This is a genomic window from Erythrobacter sp. HKB08 (assembly GCF_004114695.1).
GTDB lineage: Bacteria > Pseudomonadota > Alphaproteobacteria > Sphingomonadales > Sphingomonadaceae > Parerythrobacter_A.
The window spans coordinates 1406593-1432685 of the sequence record NZ_CP035310.1 but is presented as its reverse complement, the minus strand read 5'-3'; the positions used below and the strand labels follow the sequence as shown (position 1 = coordinate 1432685).

Below are 26093 nucleotides of genomic sequence, written 5' to 3'. Positions count from 1 at the left end.
CGTTCCTACACCAGGGCCGCTATCGTGACGACGATGATTGCCCAGCACACAATCAGGGTCGGCAGGATAAGCATCTGAACAGTTGCATCGCGTGCCTTGAGGCGCCCGGTCGCGGTCATGATGCCGCGGTTGCTGAACTGGCCGAGCGTCATCGGCTTGCTCTTCGTGGCGGGCGCAAGGCGCGTCCAGATCGCGGGGACGCCGAAGCCAGCCGCGATGAAGAAGGTGAAGATCGCCATCGGGATGATCAGGCCGGGGCTGGTAAAGCCGACCGCCATGATGGCGAGGAAGCCCAGGTAGCATGCCACGGTCGCACCATAGAGGCCCTTCGGCACTTCGAAGGTGCGGTCGACCTCATGCGCGGTCTTCGGCGTGTCGCGAACTTCGGCGCGGACGAGAAGTTCTTCGCGGAGGATACGTTTGGACATGCTGGACTCCTTTGCTTGTGGAGCCACTTTGCTGGCGACGAGTGATTCGCGCTTTGACCCAAGTCAAATCACGCGAGTTTTCCGCTCCATCGCGCGAGATCGGCATGGTCCTGGGCTCGCGGTTCGATCCAGTGCCAGCCGTCTCCGCGCTTCTCGCGCTTCCAGAACCACGCCGCGCTTTTGAGATGGTCCATCAGGCAATCGACAGCCTCGAATGCGTTCCGGCGATGGCGCGCGGCAGCGGCGACGAGCACGATCGGCGCGTTAGGCCTGAGGTATCCGATGCGGTGCCAGGCGAGCACGCCGTCCAGCTCGAATGCGTCATGTGTTCGCTGCGCCAGTTGCTCCATCCCCGGTAGGGTTAGCGGCTCGTAGTGCTGCAGGTTTAGCGCCTTCACCCCGTCATCGGGACGCACCTTTCCGACGAAGCTGGCTATCGCGCCTGACGGGTGATGCGCCTTGGCGAACTGGCCGAGCGCTTGCCCGGGCGAGAAGCCCTTCTCCAGCAGCTGCACGTCGATCAAGCGACTAGCCTCCGCTCACCGGCGGCAGGAGCGCAACCTCGTCGCCATCCTGCGCGAGGAGCTGCGTCTTGTCGGCGAGGACCTTGCCCCGGCAGGCGACATTGACCCGCTCTTCCGCAAGCGCTTCTGCAAGATCGGCATGACAAAGGCCGAGCAGGCCCTTCCAGTCGAGTGGAGCATCGACTTGCATCTCGCTTTCGGGTGCTATTTCGCCGAGCGGGCCGAGGAACAGGATGCGGACCGACATTCTATCCCCCCGTGACCGACATGTGGCGCGCCGGGCCGACAGCATTGCCTTTATCTATCCGGAATTCGTGGCGGCGCGGCTTGATGTGCATGGCCCGGTCGAGTGCCAGGTCGAAGGCCGAATCGTCGCCCTCCCTCATGGCCGCGCGCAGGTCGATCGCCTCGCTTCCTCCAAGGCATGGATAGAGCTGGCCCGTTGCGGTCACCCTCACGCGGTTGCAGCCGTCGCAGAAATTGTCCGACATCGGCGTGATGAAGCCGACACGGCCGCCCGTCTCGGCGACTTCGAAATAGCGTGAAGGGCCACCCGTCCGATGAGAAGATGGAGAAAGCGAATACCGGCCTGCGAGGTCACGGCGCAGGTCGGACAGCGACAGCAAGCGTGAAGCCCGGTCATGATCGACCGTTCCCAGCGGCATGGTCTCGATGAAGGAGATGTCGAAGCCTTCGCCATGCGCCCATTCCATCAGCGCCGGCAGCTCGTCGGCGTTCACTCCGCTCTGGGCAACGGTGTTGATCTTGACGGCAAGCCCCGCTGCCTTGGCCGCCGCGATTCCTTCGAGCACCTGCGGCAAGGCATCGCGCCGCGCGATTGCGGCGAATTTCGACCGGTCGAGCGTATCGAGCGAGACGTTGATCCGCCGCACTCCTGCCGCCGCGATCGCTTCGGCATGATTCGCCAGCTGCGTGCCGTTGGTCGTCAGCGTAAGCTCGTCCAGCTCCCTGCCGATATGCGAACCCAGTGCGGCGAGCAGATCGACGATGCCGCGCCGGACGAGCGGCTCGCCGCCCGTCAGCCTGATGCGCCGGATGCCGCGCTGCATGAACCCGCGCGCGAGCCGGTAGCTTTCTTCGATCGACAGAATATCCTCGCGCGGGAGGAAGGTCATCCGCTCGGGCATGCAGTAAGTGCAGCGCAGGTCGCAGCGGTCGGTGACCGAGAGGCGCAGGTAGGTGATCGGCCGCGCGAAGCTGTCGACCAGCGGCTCGCTACCCATGGGTGTCATGCCTCCCCGCCCCTGCGAGCGGCAGATACTGGCCGGTCACGCCGGGTGCTTTTGCGAGATAGGCGAGAGTCGCCTCGATCGCCGCAGCGCCGGCGCCCGATACCATGTTGACCCGGGCAGGGGCATGAGCGCGCGCGAGGTCGCGGACGATCGCCTTGCGCCAGTCCTCATGGTCGTAGGTTGCGGCAGGCAAGCGGATAGCCACGTCGTCGCCCGCTTCGAGGATCTTGCGGATGTCAGCCAGGTAGGTGACCCGGAACGCCTCCGCCGCATCGAGTGCGGTTTCGGGAAGCTGTTCGATGGTCACGACCTGCTGCATCAAATCAGCGCCGGTGCCTCGTAAGCGTGATGCCGATCTTCTCGTTCGCCTCGGCAATGGCGAGCTTCACGATCTTGACCGTCACAGCCTCGATCCGCTCGTCCTGAAGGAACAGCGTTTCGCAGATGTGATCGGCCACGGCCTCGATCAGCTTGAAATGCACGCCCGGCGGAAGTGCATCGGTCGCGGCGAACTTGAGGTCCATGTAGTTCTTGCTCGCCTCGAGCGGTGTGTCCGGCTCGTAGCGGTCCTCGACCTTCAGCCTGGCCTGGATCGTGATGCGCAGCGGCTGCGGCTTGCCGGTTTCCTCCGAATAGATGCCGGTGAGGACATCGTGTTCGAGATCGGCGACTTCGAGGATCAGCGAATCGTTCATTGCAGGCACGCTCTAGCCGCTTTCACCCGGCAGGCGAAATCAGCACGGCCGCTTCGCGTAGGCGAGGAAGTCGACGAGGTGTTCGGGGCGAATGCCGACGAGATCGATGCCGGTGCCCTCGAGCGGTTCGACCAGCTTCGGCGCAGCGATCTCGCCGCCGTTGACGATCACCGGCAGCTGCTCGTCGACGTAGTCCTCGCTCATCGCTCGCAATTCCACGGCAGCCTCGGGCGTGAACCCGATCCGGAGTGTGTCGAGCCCCTGACTTCGGTCGAACCGCTGGCGCGTCGTCTCGATCTTGTCCGCACAAATCCGCATGTCGCCGATCCACGCGCCAGAGCTCCTGTCGGGCGCACCGCAGCCGCTCGCGAGACAGGCGCCAGCCAGCATCAGCAACGATCGGATCAAGTATTGCTCCACCGCGCAAAGATCGCTGTCGGGAGCATCCGCCCGCCCTCGCCTTCCTCGCGCATGACGAGGTCGCCGAATTCGATTCTACCCGGCAAGTGCGCGAGCTTTTCCTTCATCAGTTCCGCCAGCGCGACGCTGCTCATGCGCACGGCATAGACGGTGAGGAAGAGAAAGCGGCTGTCGCCATCGAGCAGCTGGCCGCAATCGCCGAGCAGCCCGGCAAGGCTTTCCTCCAGCCGCCAGGTCTCGTTCTTCGGACCGCGACCGAACTTCGGCGGATCGAGGATGATCCCGTCGTAGCGATTGCCGCGCCTGACTTCGCGCGCGGCGAATTTGGCGGCGTCGTCGATCAGCCAGCGGATCGGGCGATCGTCCATGCCCGACAGCGTCGCATTCTCACGCGCCTGTGCGACCGACTTCTTGGAGGCATCGACATGGGTCACCCGGCCATGCCGGCTGAGCGCCAGAGAACCGACGCCGGTGTAGCCGAAGAGGTTCATCGTCTCGGCCTCGTCGAGCCCTTCGAGGCGACTGCGCATCCACTCCCACACGGGCGACATGTCTGGAAAGAAGCCGAGGTGGCGGAACGGCGTGCATTGCGCGGTGAAGCGCGCCTCGTTCCACGCCAGCGGCCAGCCATCCTCCGGCACCGGCTTGTCGAACTGCCAGCGCCCACCGCCGTCCTCGTCCGAACCGGGGACGAATTCGCCATGCGCGTCCCATGCGTCGAGGTGCGGCTGCCACATCGCCTGCGGCTCGGGCCTGATGAAGCGGTAGGGGCCGTAGCGTTCGAGCTTGCGGCCATTGCCACTGTCGACGAGGCCGTAGTCGTCCCACGCCTCGCCCACCATCAGCAGGGGTTTGTCGTCTATCTCGGCCATCAGTTCGTCGGGGTTGCCTTTTCGGCCACGTAAGCAGCGATCGCATCGTAATCGCCGCTGAGGCTATCGAAGCGTTCCTCGCGCGAAAACAGGTCGCCGACACGGGCGGGAAGCGGCGGACGCACTCCGGTCGCGCGCTCGACGGCATCGCGGAACTTCGCCGGATGTGCGGTGGCAAGGGTGACCACAGGTATCGACGGATCGAGCGAAAGCTCGCGCGCCGCGTGCAGACCGATGGCGGTGTGCGGGTCGATCACCTCGCCGCATTGCTCGTAGGCCCAGCGCATCGCGCGTGCCATTTCGTCGGCATCGCAGCGCGCGCTGGTGAAGAGATGGGCGGCACCCTCGCGCTGCGCATTGGTCAACCGCATTGCCTTGCTTGCCTCGAACCCGCGCATCTGCTCGGCCAGAGCTTTGCCATCGCGGCCTCCGCAATCGAACAGCAGGCGCTCGAAATTCGAGCTGACCTGGATATCCATCGACGGCGCGGCGGTCGCAGTGACCTCGCCTGCCGAATAATCGCCGTCGGACAGTGCGCGGTGGAGGATGTCGTTCACATTGGTCGCGACAACCAGCTTGGCGACCGGCAGGCCCATCTTCGATGCAACATAGCCGGCAAACACGTCGCCGAAATTACCGGTCGGTACGCTAAAGGCGACCTCCCGGTCGGGCGCGCCGAGCTGCAGGCCGGCGGCGAAGTAATAGACCACCTGCGCCATCAGCCGCGCCCAGTTGATCGAATTGACCGCGCCGATGTGGAAGCGCCCCGTCATTTCGGGATCGTTGAACATGCGCTTCACGCTCGCCTGCGCGTCGTCGAAGCTGCCGTCGATGGCGATGTTGTAGACGTTGGGCGCCAGCACCGTGGTCATCTGGCGGCGCTGAACGTCGCTGATGCGGCCTTCGGGATGCAGCATGAAGATGTCGATCCGCTCGCGCCCGGCAACCGCATCGATCGCGGCGGAACCGGTATCGCCGCTGGTCGCGCCGACGATCGTCAGGTGATCATCGCTTCGCGCAAGGAAGGTCTCGAACAGCAGCCCAAGCAGCTGCAGTGCAACGTCCTTGAAGGCTAGCGTCGGGCCGTGGAACAGCTCGAGGAGCCATTGCTGCTCGTCGAACTGCTTGAGCGGGGTGACGGCAGCATGGGCGAAGCGGCCATAGGCTTGCTCGCACAAGCCGCGCAGTTCCTCTTCCGACAGGCTGCCCTCGACGAAGGGCAGCATTACCCGCGTGGCTAGCTCCGCATACGGCAGCCCGCGCATCGCGCGGATCTCGTCGGCAGAGAAGCTCGGCCATTCCTCGGGCACATAGAGGCCCCCGTCGGAGGCGAGCCCGGCAAGGGTGACGCCTTCGAAGTCGAGCGCCGGTGCGCTGCCGCGGGTGGAGACGTATTTCATGCTTCGGCGGTTAGCCCCGCACCTTGCGCGCGGCAAGCGAGCGAGGCTTGGGAGCGCTCAAGCTGACCTGCGGCGCCGGCGCAGCGCGAGGATGTAAATGACCAGCGCGGTCAGGGCGAAGAAGAACCACTGGCCCGCGTAAGCGAGGTGGTTGTTCGGCAGGTCGGCCGGGTCGGGCTTCGCAAGCGGGCCGAGGCCGGCGAGCGGCGGGTCGGCAACGATGCGGCCATTGGGAGCGAGGATGCCGCTCACCGCCCCGCCCTCGTATCCGGGCGACTGCGGATTGCGCGACCAGCCAAGATCGACGCGCGCTTCCGCTCCGTTGGCGAGCGTGCAGTCGGTGACATGCGCCCAGCCCTTCACGCCGAGCACGTTCGTCCCGGCAACGCCGCGCACGTCGGACGGGGTTTCGCACACCGCCTCGACCTTTCGGTAGAGCAGCGGCTCGATATCGGTTCCGGGGTCAGGATAGGCGATCGTCGCGCCATCGACCGGTGCGGTCTGGTAGCGGACGAGCAGTTCGGCTTTTTCTTCCGAACGGCCCAGCTGCCAGAAGCCGAGCGCGATCATCGTCGCGATTGCAGCGGCGACGATTATGGTTGGGATGACTGGGATATCGCGCAGGGTCATTCCTTGCTCCCGGCTTCGCGCGCGCGGTTTCGGTATTCGGAGAACAGGAGCGCCGCCTTGGCCACCCTGAGCCCGCCGACGACCAGCACGGCGACCAGCGGGATCCAGATCAGCGCATGGACCCAGAACGGCGGCGACACGGCAAGCTCCAGCCACACGGCAAGGATCGTCACCAGCCCGCCGACGATCAGCGTCAGGAATGCAGCCGGACCATCGCCCACGTTGAAGCGAGAGAATTCCAGCCCGCAGTTCGAGCAGCGATCGGCGAAGCGCGCGACACCGTCGAACAGCGTCCGCTCTCCGCAGGACGGGCACAAACCGAAAAGGGCAGCCGAGCCGAAGTCTGGTGACTGGCCGGGCTGCCCCTTCGAATTATCCGGCAAGCCGGATGGCATTAGTGGACTTCTGCGCCCCAGCCGCCCCAGATGTAGACGACGACGAAGAGGAACAGCCACACCACATCGACGAAGTGCCAGTACCACGCAGCCGCTTCGAAGCCGAAGTGCTGGCGCGGGGTGAAGTGGCCCTTGTAGCTGCGCACAAGGCAGACGATCAGGAAGATCGTGCCGATGAGGACGTGGAAGCCGTGGAAGCCGGTCGCCATGTAGAAGGCCGAGCTGTAGGTGTTGCCACCGAAGCCGAACGGCGCGTGGGCGTACTCGTAAGCCTGGATCGCGGTGAAGACCGCGCCGAGAGCGATGGTCGCCCACAGGCCCTTCTTGAGGCCTTCGCGGTCACCGTGGATCAGCGAGTGGTGCGCCCAGGTAACCGTGGTGCCCGAACACAGCAGGATCAGCGTGTTGAGCAGCGGCAGGCTGAAAGGGTCGATGACCGCTTCGATCGCGGCGGGCGGGAACTGGCCGCCGATCACCTCGGAGATTGCCGAGGGGAACAGCGCGAAGTCGAACCAGCTCCAGAACCAACCGACGAAGAACATCACTTCCGAAGCAATGAACAGGATCATGCCGTAGCGCATGTGCAGCTGCACGACCGGCGTGTGGTACCCGGTCTGCGCTTCCTTCACGACATTGCCGAACCAGCTGAAGAAGGTGGCAATGAGGCCGGCGATGCCGAGGCCGAGAATGAGCCAGGCATTGGCCATCTCGTGCATGTAGAACACCATGCCGGTGGTGAAGGTCAGGGCCGAAATCGAGCCGATCAGCGGCCAGATGTCGGGCGGAAGGATATGATAGTCGTGGTTCTTAGCGCCAGCCATGAGTCTCTTGTCCTGTCAGAACTGTTGCGCCTGCCCTTAATCGCCTGATGCGGGCAGGTCCAGTGTCACGAAGCGGGTTTCTCGCCCTGATCGATAGCCTTGTGGAAGGTATAGCTCAAAGTGATCTGCTCGACGCCCTTCGCATTCTCGTCATCGAGGATCGCGGGATCGACGTAATAGAGCACCGGCATCCGGATTTCCTGGCCCGGCTGCAGGGTCTGTTCGGTGAAGCAGAAGCACTGGATCTTGTTGAAATACTTGCCCGTCTGTTCCGGCTCGACATTGAAGGTCGCGGTGCCGGTGATCGGCACGTCGCTGTCATTGCGAGCGGTATAAAAGGCAAGGTCGCGCTGGCCGATCTGGACCTTCTCGGTCACCTGCACCGGCTTGAAGGTCCACGGCATGTCGCCGGCGGTCGTCGCGTCGAAGCGGATGGAGATTTCCTTGCCGCCGGCGCTGGCGCCCATGCGCGCCGCGAGATCGGCCTGCGCCTCGGTCGCGCGCTGGGTCGTGCCGCCGAATCCGGTGACGCGGCAGAACAGGTCGTAGAGCGGTACCGCGGCATAGCCGAGGCCGAGCATGGCGAGCGCGCCGAGAAAGGCGAACATCGCCGTGCGGGTATTGCGGTTCTCGAGCGTCGCAGTGCTCATCACTGCCCCCCGATCCGGGCGATGGTGATCGCGTAGAACAGGATCACCATGAACAGCAGAAGGCCTCCGAGGACATAGTTACGTCCCTTTCGGCGCTTCTTGAACTCGGCTTCTTCTTCGGGGGTCATGCGATCCATCCTTGGTAAAACGCGACCCTGTCGACAACCAGCGCTGCGAACAGGGCGAAGAGATAGAGGATGCTGAAAGCGAACAGGCGCTTCTCCGGCTTCATACCGTCTCCTGCCTGAGCTTGCCGGAAAGCGACGGGGACCGAAAGCGCAAGGAATGCAAGCGAGAGCGAAAGCGCTGCAACACCGTAGATCGCGCCGGTCCCGCCGATGAACCACGGCGCCGCGGCGAGCGGCACCAGCAGGATCGAATAGATGATGATCTGGCGGCGCGTGCTCGCCTCGCCCTTCACCACCGGCATCATCGGGATGCCGACCTTGGCGTAGTCGGTCTGCACGAACAGCGCGAGCGCCCAGAAGTGCGGCGGGGTCCACATGAAGATGATCGCGAAGAGCAGCAGCGGCATGGCCGTCACTTCACCGGTCACAGCAACCCAGCCGATCAGCGGCGGGAATGCACCGGCACCGCCGCCGATGACGATGTTCTGCGGTGTGCGCGGCTTGAGCCAGATGGTGTAGATGACCGCATAGTAGAAGATCGACAGCGCGAGCAGGCTCGCCGCGAGCCAGCCTACGGCAAGCCCCATGGTCATCACCGATGCGCCCGACAGCATGATGCCGAAATCGCGCGCGTCGGTCGGCTTCATCCGTCCCATCGGAATGGGACGCGCCGAGGTGCGCTTCATGCCGGCATCGATATCGGCTTCCCACCACATATTGAGCGCCGCAGCCCCGCCTGCACCGACCGCGATGCACAGGATCGCGGTGAAGGCGATGACCGGGTTGATATAACCGGGCGCGGCGAGCAGGCCGCACAAGCCGGTGAAGATCACCAGCGTCATGACGCGCGGCTTCGTCAGCGCGAAGAAATCGCGCCAGTCGGCCGGGAGCGGGATGGTCGAAGCCTGGGTCATGGGATCGGCGGCCATATAGTGTCTCAAAGGCGCTTTAGCCAGTCGATCAGCAGCGCGTTGACCTCTTCCGGTCGCTCCTGCTGGGTCCAGTGGCCGACACCTTCGAGAATGTGGCCTTCGACCTTGGGTGCGAACATGCGCATCAGCGCGACCGGATCGGTCACGGCTCCGAACAGGAAGGTCGCCGGGTCGCGCGTACCGCCGATGAACAGCGATGGCTGCTCGATGCGCTTGTCCTTCCAGCCCTGCAGCCATTCGAAATCGCGCTCGTGATTGCGATAGCGATTGAGCGGGCCGCGGAAACCGGAATTGCGGAACTCGCCTTCGTAATAGTCGAGGTCTTCAGTCGTCAGCCATTCGACCGGCTGCGGATCGGGCAGGCCTTCGAGGAAGGTCGCGCCATAGGGCTTGGACCAGTAGTCGCCCTCGGGCACGTCGCCGCTGATCGAGTACATCATGCGCTGGACGAAATCGCGCGGGTCCCTCTCGGCTTCCGCTTCGGCAACGCCCGGCTTCTGGAAGTATTCCTGGTAGAAGAACTTGCCCTGGCTGGTGAAGTGCTCGCGGAAGACCTCGGTGAAGGGCTGGCTCGGCACCCCGGCGAAAGGAACCGACATGCCCGCGACCGCGCGGAAATGTTCCGGGTTGGTCAGCGCAGTGTTCCACACGATCGGCGCGCCCCAGTCGTGACCGACGAGGATTGCGGGTGCGTCCGGCTGGAGTGCGTTCTTCAACCCGACGAGATCGCCGACGATCCGCTCCATCGCGTAGGCTTCGACCGGCTCGGGCTTGTCCGAGCCGCCATAGCCGCGCACGTCGATCGCGCAGGCGGTAAATCCGGCTTCGGCCACGGGCGCGAGCTGGTGGCGCCAGCTGTACCAGCTTTCCGGGAAGCCGTGGACGAAGATGACCAGCGGGCGCTCGCCCGCCCCGGCACCCTCGATGGCACAGCGCAGCGAAAGCTCGCCGACGTCGATGTTGCGCATTTCGGGCATCGTCATCTCATCCGCTCATAAGCAAACGGCCGACCCTTTCGGGCCGGCCGTGAGCTGTTTGTGGCTGCTGACCGACCTCAGGCCTTGGCAGGCATGTGGTCGTGGTAATCGTGGTGGTCCTCGATAACCGGCAGCGTTTCGAACTGGTGGTACGGCGGCGGGCTCGACAGCGTCCACTCGAGGGTGGTCGCGCCTTCGCCCCAGTAGTTGTCTTCCGCCTTGCGGCCGGCGATGAACGCGTAGGCCACGTTGACGAAGAAGATCACCATCGAACCGGCCATGATCGCATAGCCGAGCGTCGAGATCTCGTTCCAGTAGCTGTACGCTTCAGCGTAGTCCGGATAGCGGCGCGGCATGCCCTGAAGACCCAGGAAGTGCTGCGGGAAGAAGATCACGTTCACGCCGATGAAGAAGCCCCAAAAGTGGAGGTGCGACAGCAGCTCGCTGTGCCAGCGGCCGCTCATCTTCGGGAACCAGTAGTAGAAGGCCGCGAAGAGAGCGAAGACCGCGCCCATCGACAGGACGTAGTGGAAGTGCGCCACCACGAAGTAGGTGTCGTGGACCACATCGTCGATGCCGCCGTTGGCAAGATAGACGCCAGTGACGCCGCCAACGGTGAACAGGAAGATGAAGCCCAGCGCCCAGACCATCGGCGACTTGAACTCGATCGAGCCGCCCCACATCGTGGCGATCCAGCTGAAGATCTTCACGCCCGTCGGGACTGCGATGACCATGGTCGCCGCGGTGAAGTACATCTTCGTGTTAACGTCGAGGCCGACGGTATACATGTGGTGCGCCCACACGATGAAGCCGACGACGCCGATCGCGACCATGGCGTAGGCCATGCCGAGGTAGCCGAAGACCGGCTTGCGGCTGAAGGTCGCGACGATCTGCGAGATCATGCCGAAGCCCGGCAGGATCATGATGTAGACTTCCGGGTGACCGAAGAACCAGAACAGGTGCTGGTAGAGAACGGGGTCGCCGCCGCCAGCCGGGTCGAAGAAGGTCGTGCCGAAGTTACGATCGGTGATCAGCATGGTGATCGCGGCTGCCAGGACCGGCAGTGCGAGCAGCAGCAGGAATGCGGTGACGAGCATCGACCACACGAACAGCGGCATCTTGTGCAGGGTCATGCCCGGCGCACGCATGTTGAGAATGGTGGTGATGAAGTTGGTCGCACCAAGGATCGAGCCCGCGCCCGCCAAGTGGAGCGAGAAGATCGCGAAGTCGACCGCTGGGCCGACCGATCCGCTCGTCGATAGCGGTGCATAGACCGTCCAGCCCACGCCCGCACCGAGACCGCCGGGGCCGCCTGGTACGAAGAGCGAGAACAGCAGCGAACAGAAGCCCGCGACCGTCAGCCAGAACGAGATGTTGTTCATGCGCGGGAACGCCATGTCAGGCGCGCCGATCATGAGCGGGACGAACCAGTTACCGAAGCCGCCGATCATGGCCGGCATGACCATGAAGAAGACCATGATCAGGCCGTGCGCGGTGATGAGCACGTTCCAGGCATGGAGGTTGGCATCGAAGCTGGCCTCGCCACCGACGAGGTTCACGTACCAGCCGAGAACCTGGATACCCGGTTCGGCGAGCTCGGCACGCATGATGCCGGAAATCGCACCACCGATGATGCCCGCGAAGATCGCGAAAATCAGGTAGAGGGTGCCGATATCCTTGTGGTTGGTCGACATGAACCAACGCGCGAAGAAGCCGGGCTTGTGGTCGGCGTCGTGCGCGTGGTCCTCGTGGTGAGCGTCGAAACCTTCAGCGGTAGTGGCCATGGTCAGTCTCTATCGTTCGTTATTCGGTTAATCAGTTGGCCGCGACCGGCTCATCCTGGTCGGCAACCGGATCGGCTGCCGGGGCATCGGTGTTTGCAGCAGCTTCCTGGGCAGCTTCTGCAGGAGTGTCGTTGTCACCGGCGACGGTGCCGCCCGGCTGCTGGCGCACCCAAGCTTCCCACTGGTCACGCGGAAGCGCTTCGACAGCGATCGGCATATAAGCGTGCTTGATGCCGCACAGTTCCGAGCACTGGCCGTAATAGATGCCGGGCTCCTTGATCACGAGCAGCTTCTCGTTGATGCGGCCCGGAACGGCGTCCAGCTTGAACCAGAGCGAGGGAACGGCGAACGAGTGGATCACGTCAGCAGCGGTCGTCTGGATACGCAGCGGCGTATTCACCGGAACGACCATGCGGTTGTCGACTTCGAGCTGGCCCGGGAAGCCCTTCGCGATGGCTTCGTCTTCCGGCATCATGTTCGAGATGACTTCGAAGCCGCCATTGTCGGGATATTCGTAGCCCCAGTACCACTGGTAGCCGATCGCCTTGATCGTCACCGCGTCTTCCGGCGGCGATTCGTACTGCTTGGCAAGCAGGCTGATCGACGGGATCGCGATGCCCACGAGAATCAGGACCGGTACGACCGTCCAGACCACTTCGATCAGCGTGTTGTGAGTCGTCTTCGAAGGCGTCGCGTTGGCGCGGCGGTTGTAGCGAATGACAACCCAGATCAGCAGCGCGAGAACGAAGACCGAAATGATCACCATGACCCAAACGAGGCCCATGTGAAGGCCGTTCGCGGTCTGGCCGATTTCGGAGAACTGCGGCTGCAGGTTGATCTCACCATCGACCGGCTGGCCCTTGATCATGTCCGGGCCGAGCGGCGTGTAACCACCGGTAGCTGCCTCGGTCGCCGCACCGTCGTCAGCAGCCACTTCGGCTGCCTCGGCCGGTGCTTCGGCCGTGTCCTGCGCAACCGCGATCTGCGGCGCGAGGGCCAGCAGCAGGGCCGCCAGCATCAGGGTTACCATCTGCAGTGCCCGGTTGGGGCGAATTCCGAAGACCATCGTTTTCAACGCTTTCTGCCAATTCCTGAAGCGATGTCGCGCAGGCGCAACAGCCCCACTCCGGGGCAATTCTGCGGCGCGTATACGCATGCTTGCCCCCTGTCTCAAGCACTTCTAGGAGAAAAATCCGCAATCCATGTTGCCCACCGGGCAATGCCTCGATTCCCGACTGTTTCGGAGCCAGCTAGCACCACCATGACCGAAGAAGACGTTCTCTCCGAATTCCGCGCGAGCGGCGCCCTGCTCGAAGGGCACTTCAAGCTGTCCTCCGGTCGTCACAGCGGCTTCTATCTCCAGTGCGCCCGCGTATTGATGAACCCGGAACGCGCGGGGCGTCTCGCAGCCGCCATTGCCGCAAAAATCCCGCGAGAGATTCGCAGCCAGATCGACACGGTCGTCTCGCCCGCGATGGGCGGCATCATCATCGGTCACGAGATGGGCCGCGCCCTGGGCAAGGACGCGCTGTTTCTCGAACGGCCTGAAGGCACTTTCCACCTGCGCCGCGGATTCGCTCTCGAACCGGGTGCGAAAGTGCTGATGGTCGAGGACGTCGTGACCACCGGCCTGTCGAGCCGCGAGGCGATCGATGCGGTCGGCCGCGAAGGCGGCGAAGTCATCGCCGAAGTTTCACTCATCGATCGCTCGGGCGGCGAGGTGGACCTCGGCGTGCCGTTCTTCCCGCTCGTGCAGATCAACTTCCCGACCTATGCGGAAGACGAAGTGCCGGCAGAGCTCGCGGCAATCGAAATAACCAAGCCGGGAAGCCGCAAGTAGATGGCGGGCCGGCTCCGCCTCGGCGTCAACATCGATCACGTTGCGACGATCCGCAACGCGCGTGGCGGCGACCATCCCGACCCGGTCCGCGCGGCAGAGATCGTTGCGGCTGTCGGCGGGGACGGCATTACCGCGCACCTGCGCGAGGATCGCCGCCATATCCGCGACGAAGACCTTGCTCGCATCCAGGCCGCGACCAACCTCCCGCTGAACCTGGAAATGGCCGCGACCGAGGAAATGCTCGAGATCGCGCTGCGCCACAAACCGCATGCCGCCTGCATCGTGCCGGAAAAGCGCGAGGAGCGCACGACCGAGGGCGGGCTCGACGCCGCAGGCCTGCACAACCAGATCGCGCCGATCGTCAGCGAACTGCGCGAGGCCGGCATCCGAGTGAGCCTGTTCATCGAGGCGAGCGAGCGCCAACTGGATGCCGCATTGCGGCTCGGCGCACCGGTAGTGGAATTCCACACCGGCGAATATGCTCACGCTTTCCTCGACGACGACCGCGAAAAAATCGCGAGCGAACTCAAGCGCATCGCCGACATGTCCGCCCTTGCCGCCAAGAACGGCATCGAGCCGCATGCAGGCCACGGGCTGACCTACGAGAACGTCCAGCCCATCGCCGCCATCCCGCAACTGGCGGAGCTCAACATCGGCCATTACCTTATCGGGGAAGCGGTTTTCTGTGGCCTCGAACAGGCGGTACGAAAGATGCGCGAGTTGATGGACGACGCGCGGTGAGGCAAGCCGCATGATCATCGGTCTCGGTTCCGACCTATGCAATATCGAGCGCATCCAGAATTCGCTCGACCGTTTCGGCGAGCGCTTCGAGAATCGCGTGTTCACCGATGTCGAGCGCGCCAAGGCGCGGCGGCGGCCCTTCACCATCGCCGGGACCTACGCCAAGCGCTTCGCAGCCAAGGAGGCCTTTTCCAAGGCTGTCGGCACCGGCTTCAAGCGCGGCGTCTTCATGAAGGACATCGGCGTCGTGAATGCGCCCTCGGGCGCCCCCACGCTCAAGCTCGAAGGCGGCGCGGCGAAGCGGCTTGCGGAACTGACGCCGGCGGGCCATGAGGCGGTCATTCATCTCACCCTCACCGACGATCATCCATGGGCGCAGGCATTCGTCATCATCGAAGCCCGCCCCATCTAAGCAAGCGACCATGACCGAGCATACCTCCGCGACCGAAGCCGAGACCGGGACCACGCCCGTTGGCGAGACCGCAGCCGATCCCGCTTCGCCCGGCGCATCCGAAACCAAGGCCGACAGCGCTGAGGAAGAGGACAAGAAGGTCGACTGGCTGGCCGAGATCCGCGGCCTCGCGCTGATGCTGCTGGCAGTGCTCGGCTTCCACACCTTCGTCGCCAAGCCGTTCTACATTCCCTCGACCTCGATGGTGCCGAACCTGCTGGTCGGCGACCGACTGGTGGTGAGCAAATATCCTTACGGCTGGTCTTGGGTCAGCGCATCCTTCCATGTCCTGCCGCGCGGCGACTGGCGCATCTGGCCCGATACGCCCGAATATGGCGACATCGTCATCGCCGTCCCGCCGGACCGCGACGAGGACTATATCAAGCGCGTCGTCGCCCTGCCCGGTGACACGATCGAAGTCCGCAACGGCCAGATCATCCTCAACGGGACGCCCGTTCCGCAGGAAGTCGAGCCGGCCGTGCGCGTCCCGGTCGACGAAGCGCAGCTGTGCGACGGGGTGCCGTGCCTCGGCTATTTCGACCAGTACCGCCGCAAGCTCGACGACGGGCGCGAAGTCTACGAGCTACCCACGCTTCGCGAGACGCTGCCCAATGGCGCGACCTATCTGGTGGTCGATCACCGCCGCCAGCATCTCGACAACATGGAGCCGACGCTCGTGCCGGAAGGCCATGTCTTCATGATGGGCGATAACCGCGACCATTCCGCCGACAGCCGCGAATTCACCGAGAATTACGGCCTCGGAGGTCCGGTGCCGCTCGAAAACGTCGGCGGACGGGCCGAGTTCATCACCTTCTCGCTCGACGGGACGGCATCGCTCAATCCGTTGAGTTGGTTCGGGGCCTTGCGCGGCGACCGTGCTTGGATGACATTGCGGCCACCGGTCGAGGAGCAAGCGGAGGGGCAATGAGCGATTCTGGCGAAGGACAGGAAGACTTCGACGACCTAGGCACCAGCCCGTCGCGGATTACCTCGCCGGAAATGCGCCGCGAAGTGCAGAAGGCGGTGGCCTGGACCGCCGTGATCGGCGCGACCGTATTCCTCGTTTTCATTTCCCGCTCACTGCTGGTGATCTTCGGCGCGATGGTCTTCGCGGCGATGATCGACGGCGGGGCGAGGCTTCTCCAGCGCGTCATCCCGCTCAAGCGCATCTGGCTGGTCTCGATCGTGCTGATCGTGACCGCTGGCTTCGGCTACTGGCTCGCGACCTATGCCGGGACGCAGATTTCGCGCGAGGCGGCGCAACTGCCCGAGATCGTCGAGCAACAGGTCGGCGTCGCGATCGCCTGGCTCGAGAAGCAGGGCTTCACCGTCGACCAGGCCGACGTACAATCGATGGCGGGGAGCCTCGTCAGCGGGGTCGGCACCGTAACCCGCGCAATCGGCGGGATCATGGGCGGGCTGACGACCATCCTGCTCATTTCGATCATCGGCATCTACATCGCGGTCGACCCGATGCTTTACGAGCGGGGCGTCGCCTGGATGCTGCCCCGCCACCGCCGGAGCGAGTTCTACGAAACCGTCGCCAAGATGGGCTACACGATGCGCCGCCTCATGGCCGGCCGCCTCGTCGGCATGGTGTTCGAGGGCGTTTTCACCTGGATCATGCTGGCCGCCTATGGCGTCCCGATGGCGGTGCTGCTCGGCATCCTCACCGGGCTGCTCGCCTTCATTCCCAATATCGGCGCGCTGATTGCGGGCGCGCTTATGGTGCTGGTCGGCTTCTCCGGCGGGACGGACATGGGCCTCTACACCATCTTCGTCTATTTCCTCGTCCAGACCTTCGACGGCTATGTCGTAATCCCGCTAATCGCCAAGAAGACCGTCGACCTCGCCCCGGCGCTTGTGCTCGCCGCACAGCTCATCATGGGCATCCTGTTCGGCATCCTCGGTCTGTTCCTCGCCGACCCGCTGCTGGCGATGATCAAGGTGGCCCTCGAACAGCGCGCGAAGCGGACCGACGAGAAACTCAAGAACCAGACCCCCGAGACTGCAGATGGCACGTAAATTCCTCTATTTCTTCGCCGGCATCCTGATGCTGGTCGTGCTGGGCGCATTCGTGCTCAACATCTTCTGGACCGACCTCACCCGCATGGCCTTCGTGCCGTCGAGCGAGTTCGTCGAACAGGACCCGCTCGAGGCGAACGCCTATGCCGCGCCTGAGATGTGGCTTTCGCGTCCGGGCAAGGGGCTGGACGATCCGGCCCGCTGGCAACCGGCGACCCGCGGCGAGCAACGCTCGATTCCCGCACCTGCCGAACCTGGCGGCCAGTTTGCCGTCTTCTTCATTCACCCCACCAGCTATCTCGATAGCGCCGCGTGGAATGCCCCGCTCGACGATGCGGAAAGCCAGCGTATTGCCAATGTCTACATCCGCGGCATGGCAAGCCCGTTCAACAAGGCGAGCGAGATCTGGGCACCGCGCTACCGGCAGGCGACAATGGGCGCTTTCCTGACCGATGCTCCGGAGGCACAACGCGCGCTCGACGCGGCCTATGCGGATGTGAAGCAGGCCTACGAGTTCTTCCTCGCAACCGTCGCCGACGATACGCCGATCGTCCTTGCCGGACACAGCCAGGGCTCGCTTCACCTGCTGCGCCTGCTGCGCGAAGAGGTCGCGGGCAGCGAAGAGGCGTCGCGCATCGCGGGTATCTATGCCGTGGGCTGGCCGATCTCGGTCGAGCACGACCTTCCCGCGCTCGGCTTCCCTGCCTGCGCCACCGCCAACCAGACGGGCTGCATCTTGAGCTGGTCGAGCTTTGCCGAACCGGCCGACCCGAGCGACCTGCTCGCGACCTACGCAGCCTCGACCGGTTTCGACGGCGAACTGCGTGGCGACAGCAAGATCCTGTGCACCAACCCGCTTACCGGCACGGTAAACGGCAGGGCCGACGTTACCGCCAATCGCGGGACGCTCGTCCCCGAGCCGGAATTTACCAGCGGCGAGCTCGTCCCCGGCGCGGTCCCTGCCCGCTGCGACGAGCGCGGCATCCTGCTGATCGGCGACCCGCCGGAAATGGGCAGCGCGGTGCTGCCGGGCAACAACTACCACGTCTACGACATCCCGCTGTTCTGGCGGAACATACAGCAGGACGTGGTCAAGCGCGTCGAAGCGCTCGGAGAAACGAGCTGATCGCCGAGAGCGCCCTCGATTTCAGGGAGCACTTCCCCGACGGGGGTGCCCTGCTCGGCCTCGACCTCGGCACCAAGACGGTGGGGGTCGCGACCTGCGATGCCTCGTGGTCCTTCGCCACGGCCGGCAAGACGATCGCCAAGGGCAAGTTCTCCAAGGATGTCGCGGCGCTGAAGCCGCTCATCGACGAGCGCAGGATCAAGGGCATCGTCCTCGGCCTGCCGCGCAACATGGACGGGACCGAAGGCCCGCGCGCGCAATCGACCCGCGCCTATGCGCGCAATCTCGAGCAGGCGCTGGGCTTGCCAATCCTGCTGTGGGACGAGCGCTGGTCGACCACGAGCGCGGAGCGCGACATGATCGGGCAGGACGTCAGCCGCAAGAAGCGCGCCGAGCGGATCGACAGCCACGCCGCCGCGATCATCCTGCAAAGCGCGATCGATACGCTCGCCGGCAGCAGCTTCTAGGCCGGCTCCAGCTTCGCCAATTCCTTCCGCGCAGCCTGCGTCACCAGCAGGCTCCCCGCGGCCTCGGCCTCACGCCAAATGGTCTCGCGCCTTGCCAAGTCCGCCGTATCCGACCGTGCCTCGAAGCTGGCGAGCCTGATCCGGTCGCTCGGGTGATACCTGCCCCAATGCTCCGCAAGTTCCCCGGCCTCCTCCCCTCCCAAGGCCACGGCCATGCGCAGGAAGACTTCGGTCGACGACGGATTGAGAATGCGCGTCACCGCCCGCCGCTCGAGATCGAAAGCATACTGGTCGTGCCATCCCTGCGCGGCGTCGCAGGCCATCACGTTGAGCGATACCGACAGGCTTTCGGGCGGCAACTGCGAATGCACGTCACGGTGTGCGCGGTAGTGCAGCAGGCGCCCCTTGGAGAGCGCGCTGCGTTCGACGAAGCGCAGGTCGATTTGTTCGCCGGGATAGCCGACAACCTTTGTATAATCATACTCGTAATAGTCGCTGCGATAGCCGGGACCGAAATAGCCGACGGTGAGGAAATCGAAATTGTGATCGTGCGGCGCGCCATAGGCGAAATTATGCGCCCCGCTCCTGCGCAGGCAGCTGTCGTTCTCGGACGGCCAGATATTGGCACGCAGGAAGAAGCCCCGTCGTGCCTCGCTGAGCATGATGGATTGCGGGCTGTAGGCGCTTGTCGGAAGCGATGATTCGGCGCGATCGGCGAGCCGGTCCACCAGCAGGTCGCCGAGGAAGCTATCGTTCGCGCCGAGGCGGGCGAGGAGTTTCGCCGCACCCTTGAGGCTGTCTTCGTCGCGGGGATCGAAGCGGCGCTCGGACAGAAGTTCGACGCACTCGTCCAGTCCGATCCGCTCAGGCGCAGTATTGGGGGTCAGTTCGCGAGGCATTGCGCGCCTCCCGGTTCTCTTTCGCCGAGTTGCTGGAGCAGTCTTCGCGCAGGTTCGGCCAACGGGTCATCGGATGTCCTGGCGAAGTCGGAAAGAAGGCCAAGCCCTATCCCGGTATCGAGCGCGAGGCTGTGGCGCAGCGCCTGCCATCTCAGACTGCTCGACCCCCTGCGCGCCTTCTCGGCAATCTGCGGGATCGCGTCGCACCGTTCCATCGCGGTGAGCAATGCGATGGCCATCTCGTCGCAGCTTTCCTCGCGGTTGGAGGCAGCCCGATGGAGGACGCGACCGGTGTCGCAGCAGACCTCTTCGGTCGTTTCGGGACGCTCCGGCGTGCGTGTGAGCCGCAGCGTGACGATTGGCTCCCGGACCTCCCGCACCACTTTCGTCCGTCGTGTTCCGGCAAGGCTAAGGCGCGATCCCTTCTCCAGCGGCAATTCGGTCCGGTGCGGCGCTGCACCGTCCAGCCGCTCGAGCACGACAGCCCTGCCCCGCCCCGCCAGCAACAGCTCGTGCCGTTCGAGATCGGCGAAGGCTGCGGAGGACGGCTCTCTCGAGACACAGTCCCGCTCGTGAAGCACGAGGCCGAGCGCGCTCCGGCCAGCCTGCGCGATCTCGATCAGGCCGACGCCGTCGGAAAGCTGGTGACGCATCGGGACATGGCCGAACGGATGGCGCGCGAGGCACTCGATCAAGCTGCGGACCAGCGATGCGATGTGCTCTCCGTCCGCCAAGCACACGGTAAGCGCCGGACATTCGCCGAGCGACCGCCCCGCCCCATACTCGGCAAGCTCGCGCAACAACTCGCGTCCCTCCGCTTCCCGCCACTGTTGGAGGCAGTGCTCCAGGGCCGCCTGCGCCTGGTGCTGCGGAGCCGGATCGCTCCGCAGCTTCGCCAATTCCTCTCGAATGATCATGGCCGTCAGAGCAGCAGCGCTTCCGGCGGCATCGTCTCGTAGACGAAGACCATGATCACCACGACGCGGTCGTCGGTCGCCGCGCTGGCGACATCCGACATGGTCCCGAACAGGCCGGCGGCGTCATCGAGGTCGGGAATGTCCGACAGTTCGATCTTGGGTAGGTTCATGTGCGTCCCTTTCAGTGATTGGCGGGCGTGATTTGCCTCGCCGGGACGTGCTGGCGGCGGCAGCGCGGAAGCTGAAATTAAAACATTGCAACCTGTTCGACGCGCCAGCTAAGCGCGCCGGTGTGAGCGACGACGATCAACAATTCGACCCGGGCCGCGCCGCCCGCTTCCTGCTCGACCACGGGCATCCCGGCTGGCTCGGGATGAAGTTCCGCGCCTCGGGCGATGACTGGGTCGAGCTCGAATTGCCGTGGCGTGAGGACCTGCTCGGCGAAGCGGACCGCCATGTGCTCGCCTCCGGCCCGATCGTCAGCCTGATGGATATGGCATCGGGCCTGTGCATCTGGACGAAGATGAAGCGGTTCGAAGCCATCGCCACGCTCGACTTGAGGGTCGACTACCAGCGTCCTGCGCGCGAACGGGCGGCGGTCATCGGTCGCTCGGAGTGCTATCGCCTGACCCGCTCGGCCGCCTTCGTGCGCGGCATCGCGCATGATGGCGATCCGGACGATCCGGTGGCTCACATCGCGGGTGTTTTCATGTCGATCACGGGGGACACGCGCAATGTCCCGCAATGATGCCAGCCGCGAACTGACGCCCTATGCGCGCTCGCTCGGGATCGAGGTCGACAGCTTCGAGGACGGCATGCCGGTTCTCGTCGTTCCCTTCGCCTCCAACGTCGAAGGGCGGCCCGGCGTATTCCATGGCGGCGCGACGAGCGGCCTGCTCGAGACGGCAGGCTATGCGGCCCTGCGCGCGGCCCTCGCCGAGCGCGAGGTCCAGCCACAGCTCAAGCCGATCAACATCACCGTGCAGTTCCTCGCCGCTGCAAAGAGCGAGACGACCTATGCCAAGGCGCGGATCACCAAGCTCGGGCGGCGCAATGCGAACCTGACGGTCGAGGCGTGGCAGGGCGATCGCCAGCGACCTGTTGCGACTGCGGTGATGAACATCCTGATGGCAACGCCCGAAGGCTGAGCCGCTATTCTACGGGTTCGACTTCAAGTCCGTCCTCGTTGAGGCGGAATTCCACCGGCACGCCTTCGATCTCGGTCGACACGGTCACCTCGTCTTCGCGGAAGCGCAGGGTCGAGCCGTTTTCGTCGAGCGGGATTTCGTCGATCGGCTGGACCGGGCCGCTCGGGTTCGGGCGCGGACCGGCGCGCGGGGTTTCCGCCTCGCCCAGCGCCTGGGTCATGAAGCTGCGCCAGATGCGTGCAGGCGTGCTGCCCCCGGTCACGCCGTTCAGCGGCGTATTGTCGTCCTTGCCGACCCAGACCCCAACGACGAGATCGCCCGCATAGCCGACGAACAGCGCGTCGCGATAATCCTGGCTCGTCCCGGTCTTGCCGAAGTTGGGACCGCGCAGCATTGCCGCCCGGCCGGTACCCGAATTGATTGCCGAGCGCAGCATTGCCTCCATCGCCGAGTGATCGCTCGACGAAAGGCTCTTCTTCCCGTCCCACAGCCAGTCGAACCAACCCGCTTCTTCGGCCGGGAATGCACGCGGCTCGACCGGGAAACTGTTACCCGCAATGCCGGCATAGGCGGCGGTCAGTTCGAGCAGGGTCATCTCCGACGTGCCGAGAGCAAGGCTCGGATCGCCGGTCGCGAGCGGCGAAGTGACACCAAGATCGCGCGCGGCCTTGATGACCGCCTCATCGCCGACCTGGTTGAACAGGCGGACGGCTGCGACATTGCTCGACGTCGCGAAAGCCTGTTCGAGCGTGATGCTGTCGGAATAGCGCCCGCGGGCGTTCTTGGGGCGGTAGCTTCCGCTTTCGATCGCGCTGTTGTCGATCGTGTCGTCCGGTTCCATCCCGGCTTCGAGCGCGGCGAGATAGACGAACAGCTTGAACGTCGAGCCCGGCTGCCGGCGTGCCTGCGTGGCTCGGTTGAATGGCGAGGCGCCGTAGTCCTTCCCGCCGATCATCGCGACGACTTCGCCATTGGTCCGCATCGCGACGAGCGCCACCTGCGCATCGCCGAGGCCGTGGCTCGAAACCGCCCGCCGCGCGATATTCTGCAGGCGAGAATCGAGCGTCGTGGCAATCGTCTGGCGCGAATAGCCGGTGTCGGACAGTTTGCGCGCCTCGGGCAGCGCCCAGTCGGCGAAATAGGTCCCGGTCGGCAAGTCGTCCTTCGCACGGTGGTCGATCCGCGGCGAGCGCATCCGCGCGGCCTCCGCCTCGGTCAGCTTGCCATTCGCGACCATCGCCGAGAGGACCACGCGCATGCGGCGCTCCGCCCGGTCGTAATGCTTGCGCGGATTGTAGCGCGAAGGTGCCTGGACGAGGCCTGCGAGCATCGCAGCCTGCTCGGGTCGCAGGTTCTCCGGCTTGCGATAAAAGTAGTGCAGCGAAGCGGCGCGCAGACCGTAGACATTGTCGCCGAAATAGGCGTTCGACAGGTAGCGTTCGAGGATTTCGTCCTTCGTCAACCAGGTTTCGAGCCAGAACGCGATGAGCATCTCGCGGCCCTTTCGCGACAGGCTGCGTTCGGGCGTGAGGAAAGTGAATTTTGCAAGCTGCTGGGTAATCGTGCTGCCGCCGCCGTAGCCGGTCCAGGCAGCTCGCGCGATGCCGCGCGGGTCGATCCCCCAGTGGTCGTAGAACCGCCGGTCCTCGACCGACAGGAATGCGTCGACGACATGCGGCGGAAGGGTGTCGATATCGACCGGCTCGTCGGTGATCGCGCCATTGCGGGCGATCGGCGTGCCGTCGGCTGCAAGGAGCGTGATCTGCGGCGCGGCGATCGGCTCGAGCGACTTGGAAAGCGGCGCGGTGATGGCGAGCCAGGCGATAAGCGCGATGAACAGCGCGAATATGCCGGCGACAATGCGCACGAACCACCAGCGCTTGCGGCGGCCTTTCCAGTAGCTCGGCTGCCACCAACGCTGGCGAGTACGATCCTCGCGCGCGATCTGCCGGTCGAGGCGATCAAGCCGGTCGTCCCACCCGTCGAAATCGAGCGAGCGACTGCCGGAGCGGTAGTTGTAGCCGTCGTCTTCCTCGGACAAGGCAGAGCCATAAGGCTCCTGCAACGGGTAGAACCCGCCATGCGAGGACGAGCCCTTCTTACCCTTGCCTTTCCGGAACAGCGCGAACATCGCTTACTGTGTTACCCCAACAATACACTAATTGCGAGGGTCTTTTTGCAAGTCATCTCATGAACGGCGGCTGAGAACGGTTGCGCGCCGGTCAGCCCTGCTTGACGACACTTTCCGGCAGGTCTTCGCCGAAGACGCGCTGGTAATATTCGGCCACCAGCATCCGCTCGGCCTCGTCGCACTTGTTGAGGAAGCTGAGGCGGAACGCGAAGCCGACGTTCTTGAAGATGTCGGCATTCTGCGCCCAGGTGATAACCGTACGCGGGCTCATCACGGTCGAGATATCGCCGTTGATGAAGCCCTGACGCGTCAGGTCGGCGACCTTGATCATGTCGGCGATGACCTTGGGATCGGTCTTCGGGTTCTTCGCGGCGACGATTTCCTGCTCGGTCTCTGCCGGCAGGTAATTGAGACCGACGACGATGTTCCAGCGGTCCATCTGGCCCTGGTTGATCGCCTGCGTGCCGTGATACAGCCCGCTCGTATCGCCGAGGCCGACGGTGTTGGCGGTCGCGAAAAGGCGGAAGTTCGGATCCGGACGGATCACGCGGTTCTGGTCAAGCAGCGTCAGCTTGCCCTGCTGCTCGAGCACGCGCTGGATCACGAACATCACGTCGGGACGACCGGCGTCGTATTCGTCGAACACGAGCGCAACCGGGTGCTGCAGCGCCCACGGCAGCAGGCCTTCGCGGAACTCGGTGACCTGCAGGCCGTCGCGCAGCACGATCGCGTCGCGGCCGATAAGGTCGATACGGCTGATGTGCGCGTCGAGGTTGATGCGGATGCACGGCCAGTTGAGGCGCGCTGCAACCTGCTCGATGTGAGTCGATTTACCGGTGCCGTGATAGCCCTGGATCATGACGCGGCGATCGTGCGCGAAGCCGGCGAGGATCGCGAGCGTCGTTTCCGGATCGAAAACGTAGCTCTCGTCGAGATCGGGAACGCGCTCGTCCGCCTTCGAGAAGGCCGGGACTTTCCAGTCGATATCGATCCCGAAGGTTTCGCGCACGTCCACCTCGGTGTCGGGCGCTGCGAGGATCGTCTTGTCGGAAGCTTCGAAGCTCTTTTCGGTCATGTCGTTCATTTCGTCGGCGGGACTATACGGCTGCGCCCTGCCTCGCAAGCGGGAGGTTTGCAACATTCCATTCGCCTGCCGAAAACCTATATTGGCAGCGCATGGCATCGCTCCGCCCTTCCGAACGTGTCCGCCAACGCCTCGTCGAGCGCGTGCGCGCGGTCTTCAACGATGTCGAGGGCGGCGAACAACCGGTCCCGGTGTCCGACGAGGCATTGTTCGAAAAGGACAGCCCGATCAGGCTGGTACATGCCGATGTCGTCTCGATGATGATCGGCGGGGTGCGCGGGCTGCTGCTGCAGATGCTCCACCCGCATGCGCTGCAAGGCGTGCTCGACCATTCGAATTTTCGCGCCGACATGCACGGGCGGCTGCGGCGGACCGCTCGCTTCATCGCCGTGACGACCTTCGGCCATCACGAAGAGGCGGCGAAAGCGATCGAGCGGGTTAACGCGATCCATTCGCAGGTTTCGGGCACGCTCCCGGACGGATCGCAGTATTCGGCGACCAATCCGCGCACGCTCGCCTGGGTCCATGTGGCGGAGGCGACAAGCTTCCTCGAAGCCTACCTGCGCTACGTTCGGCCTTCGATGCCATTCGCCGACCAGGACGAATACTACCGCCAGTTCGCCGAGATCGCGCGCCGGCTGGGCGCCGATCCCGTGCCCGAGACCAAGAACGAGGCCGAGAAGCTGCTGCGCGAAATGCGCGGCGAGCTCGTCGCGCGCGCCGAGGCGAAGGAAGTCGCGAACCTCGTCCTCAACCAGCGCCCCCAGGGCGCACCGCCCGGTGTCCAGGCGGCGATCGGCACGGCGGCGGTCGACCTGCTGCCGGTATGGGCGCGCGACATGCTCGACCTGCGCGAACCGGGCCTCGCCGCACTGCCAGCGAAATTCGCGGCGCAATCGGTCGGGCGCACGCTGCGCTGGGCCTTCCGCCAGTAAGTCCTTCCTATCGTCATAATCCGGGCGCATAACTCCTCGCGGGAAGAGGAGGTTGCGATGCATGTGATGGGATGCGTTCTCGCAGTGCCGGAGGAAAACGAAGCCGCCTACCGCGACATGGCGGAGGAGATGGGCAAGATCTTCCTCGAATACGGCGCGCTCGAAGTGGTCGAGAACTGGGAAGTCGATGTTCCCGACGGGGAGCATACCGATTTCCGCAAGGCGGTCGCTGCAAAGGATGGCGAGAAGATCGTCTTCTCATGGGCTATCTTCGACAGCAAGGAATCCGCCGATCAGGCCCATGCCGAAATGATGGAGGACGAGCGCATGCAGAACCCGCCGGCAGAGATGCCGTTCGACGGCAAGCGCATGATCTTCGGCGGTTTCCGCACCATCTATTCGGATCGCAAGTAGGGAGAA

At 64.5% G+C, this 26093-nt stretch carries 34 protein-coding genes; 11 read left to right on the top strand and 23 right to left on the bottom strand.

The features are described 5' to 3' along the window. Positions 1-5 precede the first annotated feature (5 nt). The 18 genes from EO245_RS06830 to coxB all read right to left on the bottom strand — a co-directional run bounded on the left by EO245_RS06830 (position 6) and on the right by coxB (position 12939). The gene (locus EO245_RS06830) at positions 6-428 is read right to left on the bottom strand and encodes a hypothetical protein (protein WP_128892217.1); all 423 of its coding nucleotides are present in this window, start codon (positions 426-428) and stop codon (positions 6-8) included. A gap of 68 nt (positions 429-496) precedes the next feature. After that, the gene (locus EO245_RS06825) at positions 497-952 is read right to left on the bottom strand and encodes a molybdenum cofactor biosynthesis protein MoaE (protein ID WP_128892216.1); all 456 of its coding nucleotides are present in this window, start codon (positions 950-952) and stop codon (positions 497-499) included. Positions 953-956: 4 nt separating this feature from the next. After that, positions 957-1199: a MoaD/ThiS family protein gene (locus EO245_RS06820; protein WP_128892215.1), complete on the bottom strand. Its 243-nt coding sequence runs from the start codon at positions 1197-1199 to the stop codon at positions 957-959. A gap of 1 nt (position 1200) precedes the next feature. Beyond that, positions 1201-2196 (bottom strand): GTP 3',8-cyclase MoaA, encoded by a 996-nt coding sequence (gene moaA, locus EO245_RS06815; protein WP_128893496.1) that lies wholly within the window; start codon positions 2194-2196, stop codon positions 1201-1203. Continuing rightward, a complete protein-coding gene (locus EO245_RS06810) occupies positions 2189-2524 on the bottom strand; it encodes a Rossmann fold domain-containing protein (protein WP_128892214.1) in 336 nt (111 codons plus the stop codon). The genes moaA and EO245_RS06810 overlap by 8 nt, the downstream gene beginning before the upstream one ends. Positions 2525-2528: 4 nt before the next feature. Next, positions 2529-2900: a dihydroneopterin aldolase gene (locus EO245_RS06805; protein WP_128892213.1), complete on the bottom strand. Its 372-nt coding sequence runs from the start codon at positions 2898-2900 to the stop codon at positions 2529-2531. Positions 2901-2939: 39 nt separating this feature from the next. Continuing rightward, positions 2940-3308 (bottom strand): hypothetical protein, encoded by a 369-nt coding sequence (locus tag EO245_RS06800; RefSeq protein ID WP_164931275.1) that lies wholly within the window; start codon positions 3306-3308, stop codon positions 2940-2942. Then, complete coding sequence (locus tag EO245_RS06795; protein WP_128892211.1) at positions 3305-4192, bottom strand: class I SAM-dependent methyltransferase; 888 nt, start codon at positions 4190-4192, stop codon at positions 3305-3307. The genes EO245_RS06800 and EO245_RS06795 overlap by 4 nt, the downstream gene beginning before the upstream one ends. Beyond that, the gene (gene thrC / locus EO245_RS06790) at positions 4192-5592 is read right to left on the bottom strand and encodes a threonine synthase (protein ID WP_128892210.1); all 1401 of its coding nucleotides are present in this window, start codon (positions 5590-5592) and stop codon (positions 4192-4194) included. The genes EO245_RS06795 and thrC overlap by 1 nt, the downstream gene beginning before the upstream one ends. 57 nt (positions 5593-5649) lie before the next feature. Beyond that, positions 5650-6222: an SURF1 family protein gene (locus EO245_RS06785; RefSeq protein ID WP_128892209.1), complete on the bottom strand. Its 573-nt coding sequence runs from the start codon at positions 6220-6222 to the stop codon at positions 5650-5652. After that, the gene (locus tag EO245_RS06780) at positions 6219-6617 is read right to left on the bottom strand and encodes a DUF983 domain-containing protein (RefSeq protein ID WP_128892208.1); all 399 of its coding nucleotides are present in this window, start codon (positions 6615-6617) and stop codon (positions 6219-6221) included. Before EO245_RS06780 ends, EO245_RS06785 begins: the two co-directional genes overlap by 4 nt. Then, positions 6617-7438, bottom strand: a complete 822-nt coding sequence (locus EO245_RS06775) for a cytochrome c oxidase subunit 3 (RefSeq protein ID WP_128892207.1) — start codon at positions 7436-7438, stop codon at positions 6617-6619. Before EO245_RS06775 ends, EO245_RS06780 begins: the two co-directional genes overlap by 1 nt. Before the next feature lie 65 nt (positions 7439-7503). Then, positions 7504-8088 carry a cytochrome c oxidase assembly protein gene (locus EO245_RS06770; protein ID WP_128892206.1) on the bottom strand — a complete coding sequence of 195 codons (585 nt, stop codon included), beginning with the start codon at positions 8086-8088 and terminating at the stop codon, positions 7504-7506. Continuing rightward, a complete protein-coding gene (locus EO245_RS13545) occupies positions 8088-8216 on the bottom strand; it encodes a hypothetical protein (RefSeq protein WP_255416932.1) in 129 nt (42 codons plus the stop codon). The genes EO245_RS06770 and EO245_RS13545 overlap by 1 nt, the downstream gene beginning before the upstream one ends. After that, complete coding sequence (locus tag EO245_RS06765) at positions 8213-9130, bottom strand: heme o synthase (protein WP_128893495.1); 918 nt, start codon at positions 9128-9130, stop codon at positions 8213-8215. The genes EO245_RS13545 and EO245_RS06765 overlap by 4 nt, the downstream gene beginning before the upstream one ends. A 23-nt stretch (positions 9131-9153) precedes the next feature. After that, positions 9154-10131: an alpha/beta fold hydrolase gene (locus tag EO245_RS06760; protein WP_234026835.1), complete on the bottom strand. Its 978-nt coding sequence runs from the start codon at positions 10129-10131 to the stop codon at positions 9154-9156. A gap of 71 nt (positions 10132-10202) precedes the next feature. Next, positions 10203-11909, bottom strand: coding sequence for a cytochrome c oxidase subunit I (gene ctaD, locus EO245_RS06755; RefSeq protein WP_128892205.1), 1707 nt, complete (start codon positions 11907-11909; stop codon positions 10203-10205). Between the two features lie 31 nt (positions 11910-11940). Then, a complete protein-coding gene (gene coxB, locus EO245_RS06750) occupies positions 11941-12939 on the bottom strand; it encodes a cytochrome c oxidase subunit II (RefSeq protein WP_234026834.1) in 999 nt (332 codons plus the stop codon). Between the two features lie 231 nt (positions 12940-13170). Here coxB and pyrE point away from each other — a divergent pair, with 231 nt between their 5' ends. Genes pyrE through ruvX form a run of 7 tightly spaced genes read left to right on the top strand, consistent with a single transcriptional unit; the run spans position 13171 to position 18559 of the window. After that, positions 13171-13749 carry an orotate phosphoribosyltransferase gene (gene pyrE / locus EO245_RS06745; RefSeq protein ID WP_128892203.1) on the top strand — a complete coding sequence of 193 codons (579 nt, stop codon included), beginning with the start codon at positions 13171-13173 and terminating at the stop codon, positions 13747-13749. Further along, complete coding sequence (locus EO245_RS06740) at positions 13750-14490, top strand: pyridoxine 5'-phosphate synthase (protein ID WP_128892202.1); 741 nt, start codon at positions 13750-13752, stop codon at positions 14488-14490. A gap of 10 nt (positions 14491-14500) precedes the next feature. Next, entirely contained in the window at positions 14501-14902 is a 402-nt protein-coding gene (acpS, locus tag EO245_RS06735; protein WP_128892201.1) for a holo-ACP synthase, read from the top strand. A 10-nt stretch (positions 14903-14912) separates the two neighbouring features. Then, positions 14913-15869 (top strand): signal peptidase I, encoded by a 957-nt coding sequence (lepB, locus tag EO245_RS06730; RefSeq protein WP_128892200.1) that lies wholly within the window; start codon positions 14913-14915, stop codon positions 15867-15869. Next, on the top strand, positions 15866-16966 hold the full coding sequence (locus EO245_RS06725) for an AI-2E family transporter (protein WP_128892199.1): 1101 nt from the start codon (positions 15866-15868) through the stop codon (positions 16964-16966). Before lepB ends, EO245_RS06725 begins: the two co-directional genes overlap by 4 nt. After that, positions 16956-18092, top strand: a complete 1137-nt coding sequence (locus tag EO245_RS06720) for a DUF3089 domain-containing protein (RefSeq protein ID WP_128892198.1) — start codon at positions 16956-16958, stop codon at positions 18090-18092. The genes EO245_RS06725 and EO245_RS06720 overlap by 11 nt, the downstream gene beginning before the upstream one ends. Continuing rightward, positions 18089-18559: a Holliday junction resolvase RuvX gene (ruvX, locus tag EO245_RS06715; protein WP_128893493.1), complete on the top strand. Its 471-nt coding sequence runs from the start codon at positions 18089-18091 to the stop codon at positions 18557-18559. The genes EO245_RS06720 and ruvX overlap by 4 nt, the downstream gene beginning before the upstream one ends. On the opposite strand, the gene EO245_RS06710 is transcribed toward ruvX, so the two are convergent. Genes EO245_RS06710 through EO245_RS13380 form a run of 3 tightly spaced genes read right to left on the bottom strand, consistent with a single transcriptional unit; the run spans position 18556 to position 20545 of the window. Beyond that, positions 18556-19458 carry a transposase gene (locus EO245_RS06710; protein ID WP_128892197.1) on the bottom strand — a complete coding sequence of 301 codons (903 nt, stop codon included), beginning with the start codon at positions 19456-19458 and terminating at the stop codon, positions 18556-18558. The genes ruvX and EO245_RS06710 overlap by 4 nt on opposite strands. Further along, entirely contained in the window at positions 19443-20375 is a 933-nt protein-coding gene (locus EO245_RS06705) for a hypothetical protein (RefSeq protein ID WP_164931274.1), read from the bottom strand. Before EO245_RS06705 ends, EO245_RS06710 begins: the two co-directional genes overlap by 16 nt. 5 nt (positions 20376-20380) lie before the next feature. Further along, a complete protein-coding gene (locus EO245_RS13380) occupies positions 20381-20545 on the bottom strand; it encodes a hypothetical protein (protein WP_164931273.1) in 165 nt (54 codons plus the stop codon). Positions 20546-20748: 203 nt separating this feature from the next. On the opposite strand from EO245_RS13380, the gene EO245_RS06700 reads away from it, so the two are divergent. Together EO245_RS06700 and EO245_RS06695 are read left to right on the top strand one after the other, a co-directional pair. After that, positions 20749-21123 (top strand): PaaI family thioesterase, encoded by a 375-nt coding sequence (locus tag EO245_RS06700; protein ID WP_128893492.1) that lies wholly within the window; start codon positions 20749-20751, stop codon positions 21121-21123. Next, on the top strand, positions 21110-21523 hold the full coding sequence (locus EO245_RS06695) for a PaaI family thioesterase (protein WP_128892195.1): 414 nt from the start codon (positions 21110-21112) through the stop codon (positions 21521-21523). Before EO245_RS06700 ends, EO245_RS06695 begins: the two co-directional genes overlap by 14 nt. Positions 21524-21527: 4 nt before the next feature. Here EO245_RS06695 and EO245_RS06690 read toward each other — a convergent pair whose 3' ends face one another. Beyond that, positions 21528-23654 carry a transglycosylase domain-containing protein gene (locus tag EO245_RS06690; RefSeq protein WP_128892194.1) on the bottom strand — a complete coding sequence of 709 codons (2127 nt, stop codon included), beginning with the start codon at positions 23652-23654 and terminating at the stop codon, positions 21528-21530. A gap of 91 nt (positions 23655-23745) precedes the next feature. After that, complete coding sequence (gene cobS, locus EO245_RS06685; RefSeq protein WP_128892193.1) at positions 23746-24738, bottom strand: cobaltochelatase subunit CobS; 993 nt, start codon at positions 24736-24738, stop codon at positions 23746-23748. Between the two features lie 92 nt (positions 24739-24830). Between cobS and EO245_RS06680 the strand changes: the two genes are divergently transcribed. Continuing rightward, positions 24831-25673, top strand: coding sequence for an oxygenase MpaB family protein (locus EO245_RS06680; protein ID WP_128892192.1), 843 nt, complete (start codon positions 24831-24833; stop codon positions 25671-25673). A gap of 57 nt (positions 25674-25730) precedes the next feature. Further along, positions 25731-26087 (top strand): DUF1428 domain-containing protein, encoded by a 357-nt coding sequence (locus EO245_RS06675; protein ID WP_128892191.1) that lies wholly within the window; start codon positions 25731-25733, stop codon positions 26085-26087. Positions 26088-26093 lie beyond the last annotated feature (6 nt).

Bases quoted from the DNA above. Each gene is read 5' to 3' on its own strand.
- EO245_RS06830 (WP_128892217.1), bottom strand. From the start codon at position 428: ATGTCCAAACGTATCCTCCGCGAAGAACTTCTCGTCCGCGCCGAAGTT.
- EO245_RS06820 (WP_128892215.1), bottom strand. From the start codon at position 1,199: ATGTCGGTCCGCATCCTGTTCCTCGGCCCGCTCGGCGAAATAGCACCC.
- moaA (WP_128893496.1), bottom strand. From the start codon at position 2,196: ATGGGTAGCGAGCCGCTGGTCGACAGCTTCGCGCGGCCGATCACCTAC.
- EO245_RS06810 (WP_128892214.1), bottom strand. From the start codon at position 2,524: ATGCAGCAGGTCGTGACCATCGAACAGCTTCCCGAAACCGCACTCGAT.
- EO245_RS06805 (WP_128892213.1), bottom strand. From the start codon at position 2,900: ATGAACGATTCGCTGATCCTCGAAGTCGCCGATCTCGAACACGATGTC.
- EO245_RS06795 (WP_128892211.1), bottom strand. From the start codon at position 4,192: ATGGCCGAGATAGACGACAAACCCCTGCTGATGGTGGGCGAGGCGTGG.
- thrC (WP_128892210.1), bottom strand. From the start codon at position 5,592: ATGAAATACGTCTCCACCCGCGGCAGCGCACCGGCGCTCGACTTCGAA.
- EO245_RS06785 (WP_128892209.1), bottom strand. From the start codon at position 6,222: ATGACCCTGCGCGATATCCCAGTCATCCCAACCATAATCGTCGCCGCT.
- EO245_RS06780 (WP_128892208.1), bottom strand. From the start codon at position 6,617: ATGCCATCCGGCTTGCCGGATAATTCGAAGGGGCAGCCCGGCCAGTCA.
- EO245_RS06775 (WP_128892207.1), bottom strand. From the start codon at position 7,438: ATGGCTGGCGCTAAGAACCACGACTATCATATCCTTCCGCCCGACATC.
- EO245_RS06770 (WP_128892206.1), bottom strand. From the start codon at position 8,088: ATGAGCACTGCGACGCTCGAGAACCGCAATACCCGCACGGCGATGTTC.
- EO245_RS13545 (WP_255416932.1), bottom strand. From the start codon at position 8,216: ATGACCCCCGAAGAAGAAGCCGAGTTCAAGAAGCGCCGAAAGGGACGT.
- EO245_RS06765 (WP_128893495.1), bottom strand. From the start codon at position 9,130: ATGACCCAGGCTTCGACCATCCCGCTCCCGGCCGACTGGCGCGATTTC.
- EO245_RS06760 (WP_234026835.1), bottom strand. From the start codon at position 10,131: ATGACGATGCCCGAAATGCGCAACATCGACGTCGGCGAGCTTTCGCTG.
- ctaD (WP_128892205.1), bottom strand. From the start codon at position 11,909: ATGGCCACTACCGCTGAAGGTTTCGACGCTCACCACGAGGACCACGCG.
- coxB (WP_234026834.1), bottom strand. From the start codon at position 12,939: ATGGTAACCCTGATGCTGGCGGCCCTGCTGCTGGCCCTCGCGCCGCAG.
- pyrE (WP_128892203.1), top strand. From the start codon at position 13,171: ATGACCGAAGAAGACGTTCTCTCCGAATTCCGCGCGAGCGGCGCCCTG.
- EO245_RS06740 (WP_128892202.1), top strand. From the start codon at position 13,750: ATGGCGGGCCGGCTCCGCCTCGGCGTCAACATCGATCACGTTGCGACG.
- acpS (WP_128892201.1), top strand. From the start codon at position 14,501: ATGATCATCGGTCTCGGTTCCGACCTATGCAATATCGAGCGCATCCAG.
- lepB (WP_128892200.1), top strand. From the start codon at position 14,913: ATGACCGAGCATACCTCCGCGACCGAAGCCGAGACCGGGACCACGCCC.
- EO245_RS06725 (WP_128892199.1), top strand. From the start codon at position 15,866: ATGAGCGATTCTGGCGAAGGACAGGAAGACTTCGACGACCTAGGCACC.
- EO245_RS06720 (WP_128892198.1), top strand. From the start codon at position 16,956: ATGGCACGTAAATTCCTCTATTTCTTCGCCGGCATCCTGATGCTGGTC.
- EO245_RS06710 (WP_128892197.1), bottom strand. From the start codon at position 19,458: ATGCCTCGCGAACTGACCCCCAATACTGCGCCTGAGCGGATCGGACTG.
- EO245_RS06705 (WP_164931274.1), bottom strand. From the start codon at position 20,375: ATGATCATTCGAGAGGAATTGGCGAAGCTGCGGAGCGATCCGGCTCCG.
- EO245_RS13380 (WP_164931273.1), bottom strand. From the start codon at position 20,545: ATGAACCTACCCAAGATCGAACTGTCGGACATTCCCGACCTCGATGAC.
- EO245_RS06700 (WP_128893492.1), top strand. From the start codon at position 20,749: ATGAAGTTCCGCGCCTCGGGCGATGACTGGGTCGAGCTCGAATTGCCG.
- EO245_RS06695 (WP_128892195.1), top strand. From the start codon at position 21,110: ATGTCCCGCAATGATGCCAGCCGCGAACTGACGCCCTATGCGCGCTCG.
- EO245_RS06690 (WP_128892194.1), bottom strand. From the start codon at position 23,654: ATGTTCGCGCTGTTCCGGAAAGGCAAGGGTAAGAAGGGCTCGTCCTCG.
- cobS (WP_128892193.1), bottom strand. From the start codon at position 24,738: ATGAACGACATGACCGAAAAGAGCTTCGAAGCTTCCGACAAGACGATC.
- EO245_RS06680 (WP_128892192.1), top strand. From the start codon at position 24,831: ATGGCATCGCTCCGCCCTTCCGAACGTGTCCGCCAACGCCTCGTCGAG.
- EO245_RS06675 (WP_128892191.1), top strand. From the start codon at position 25,731: ATGCATGTGATGGGATGCGTTCTCGCAGTGCCGGAGGAAAACGAAGCC.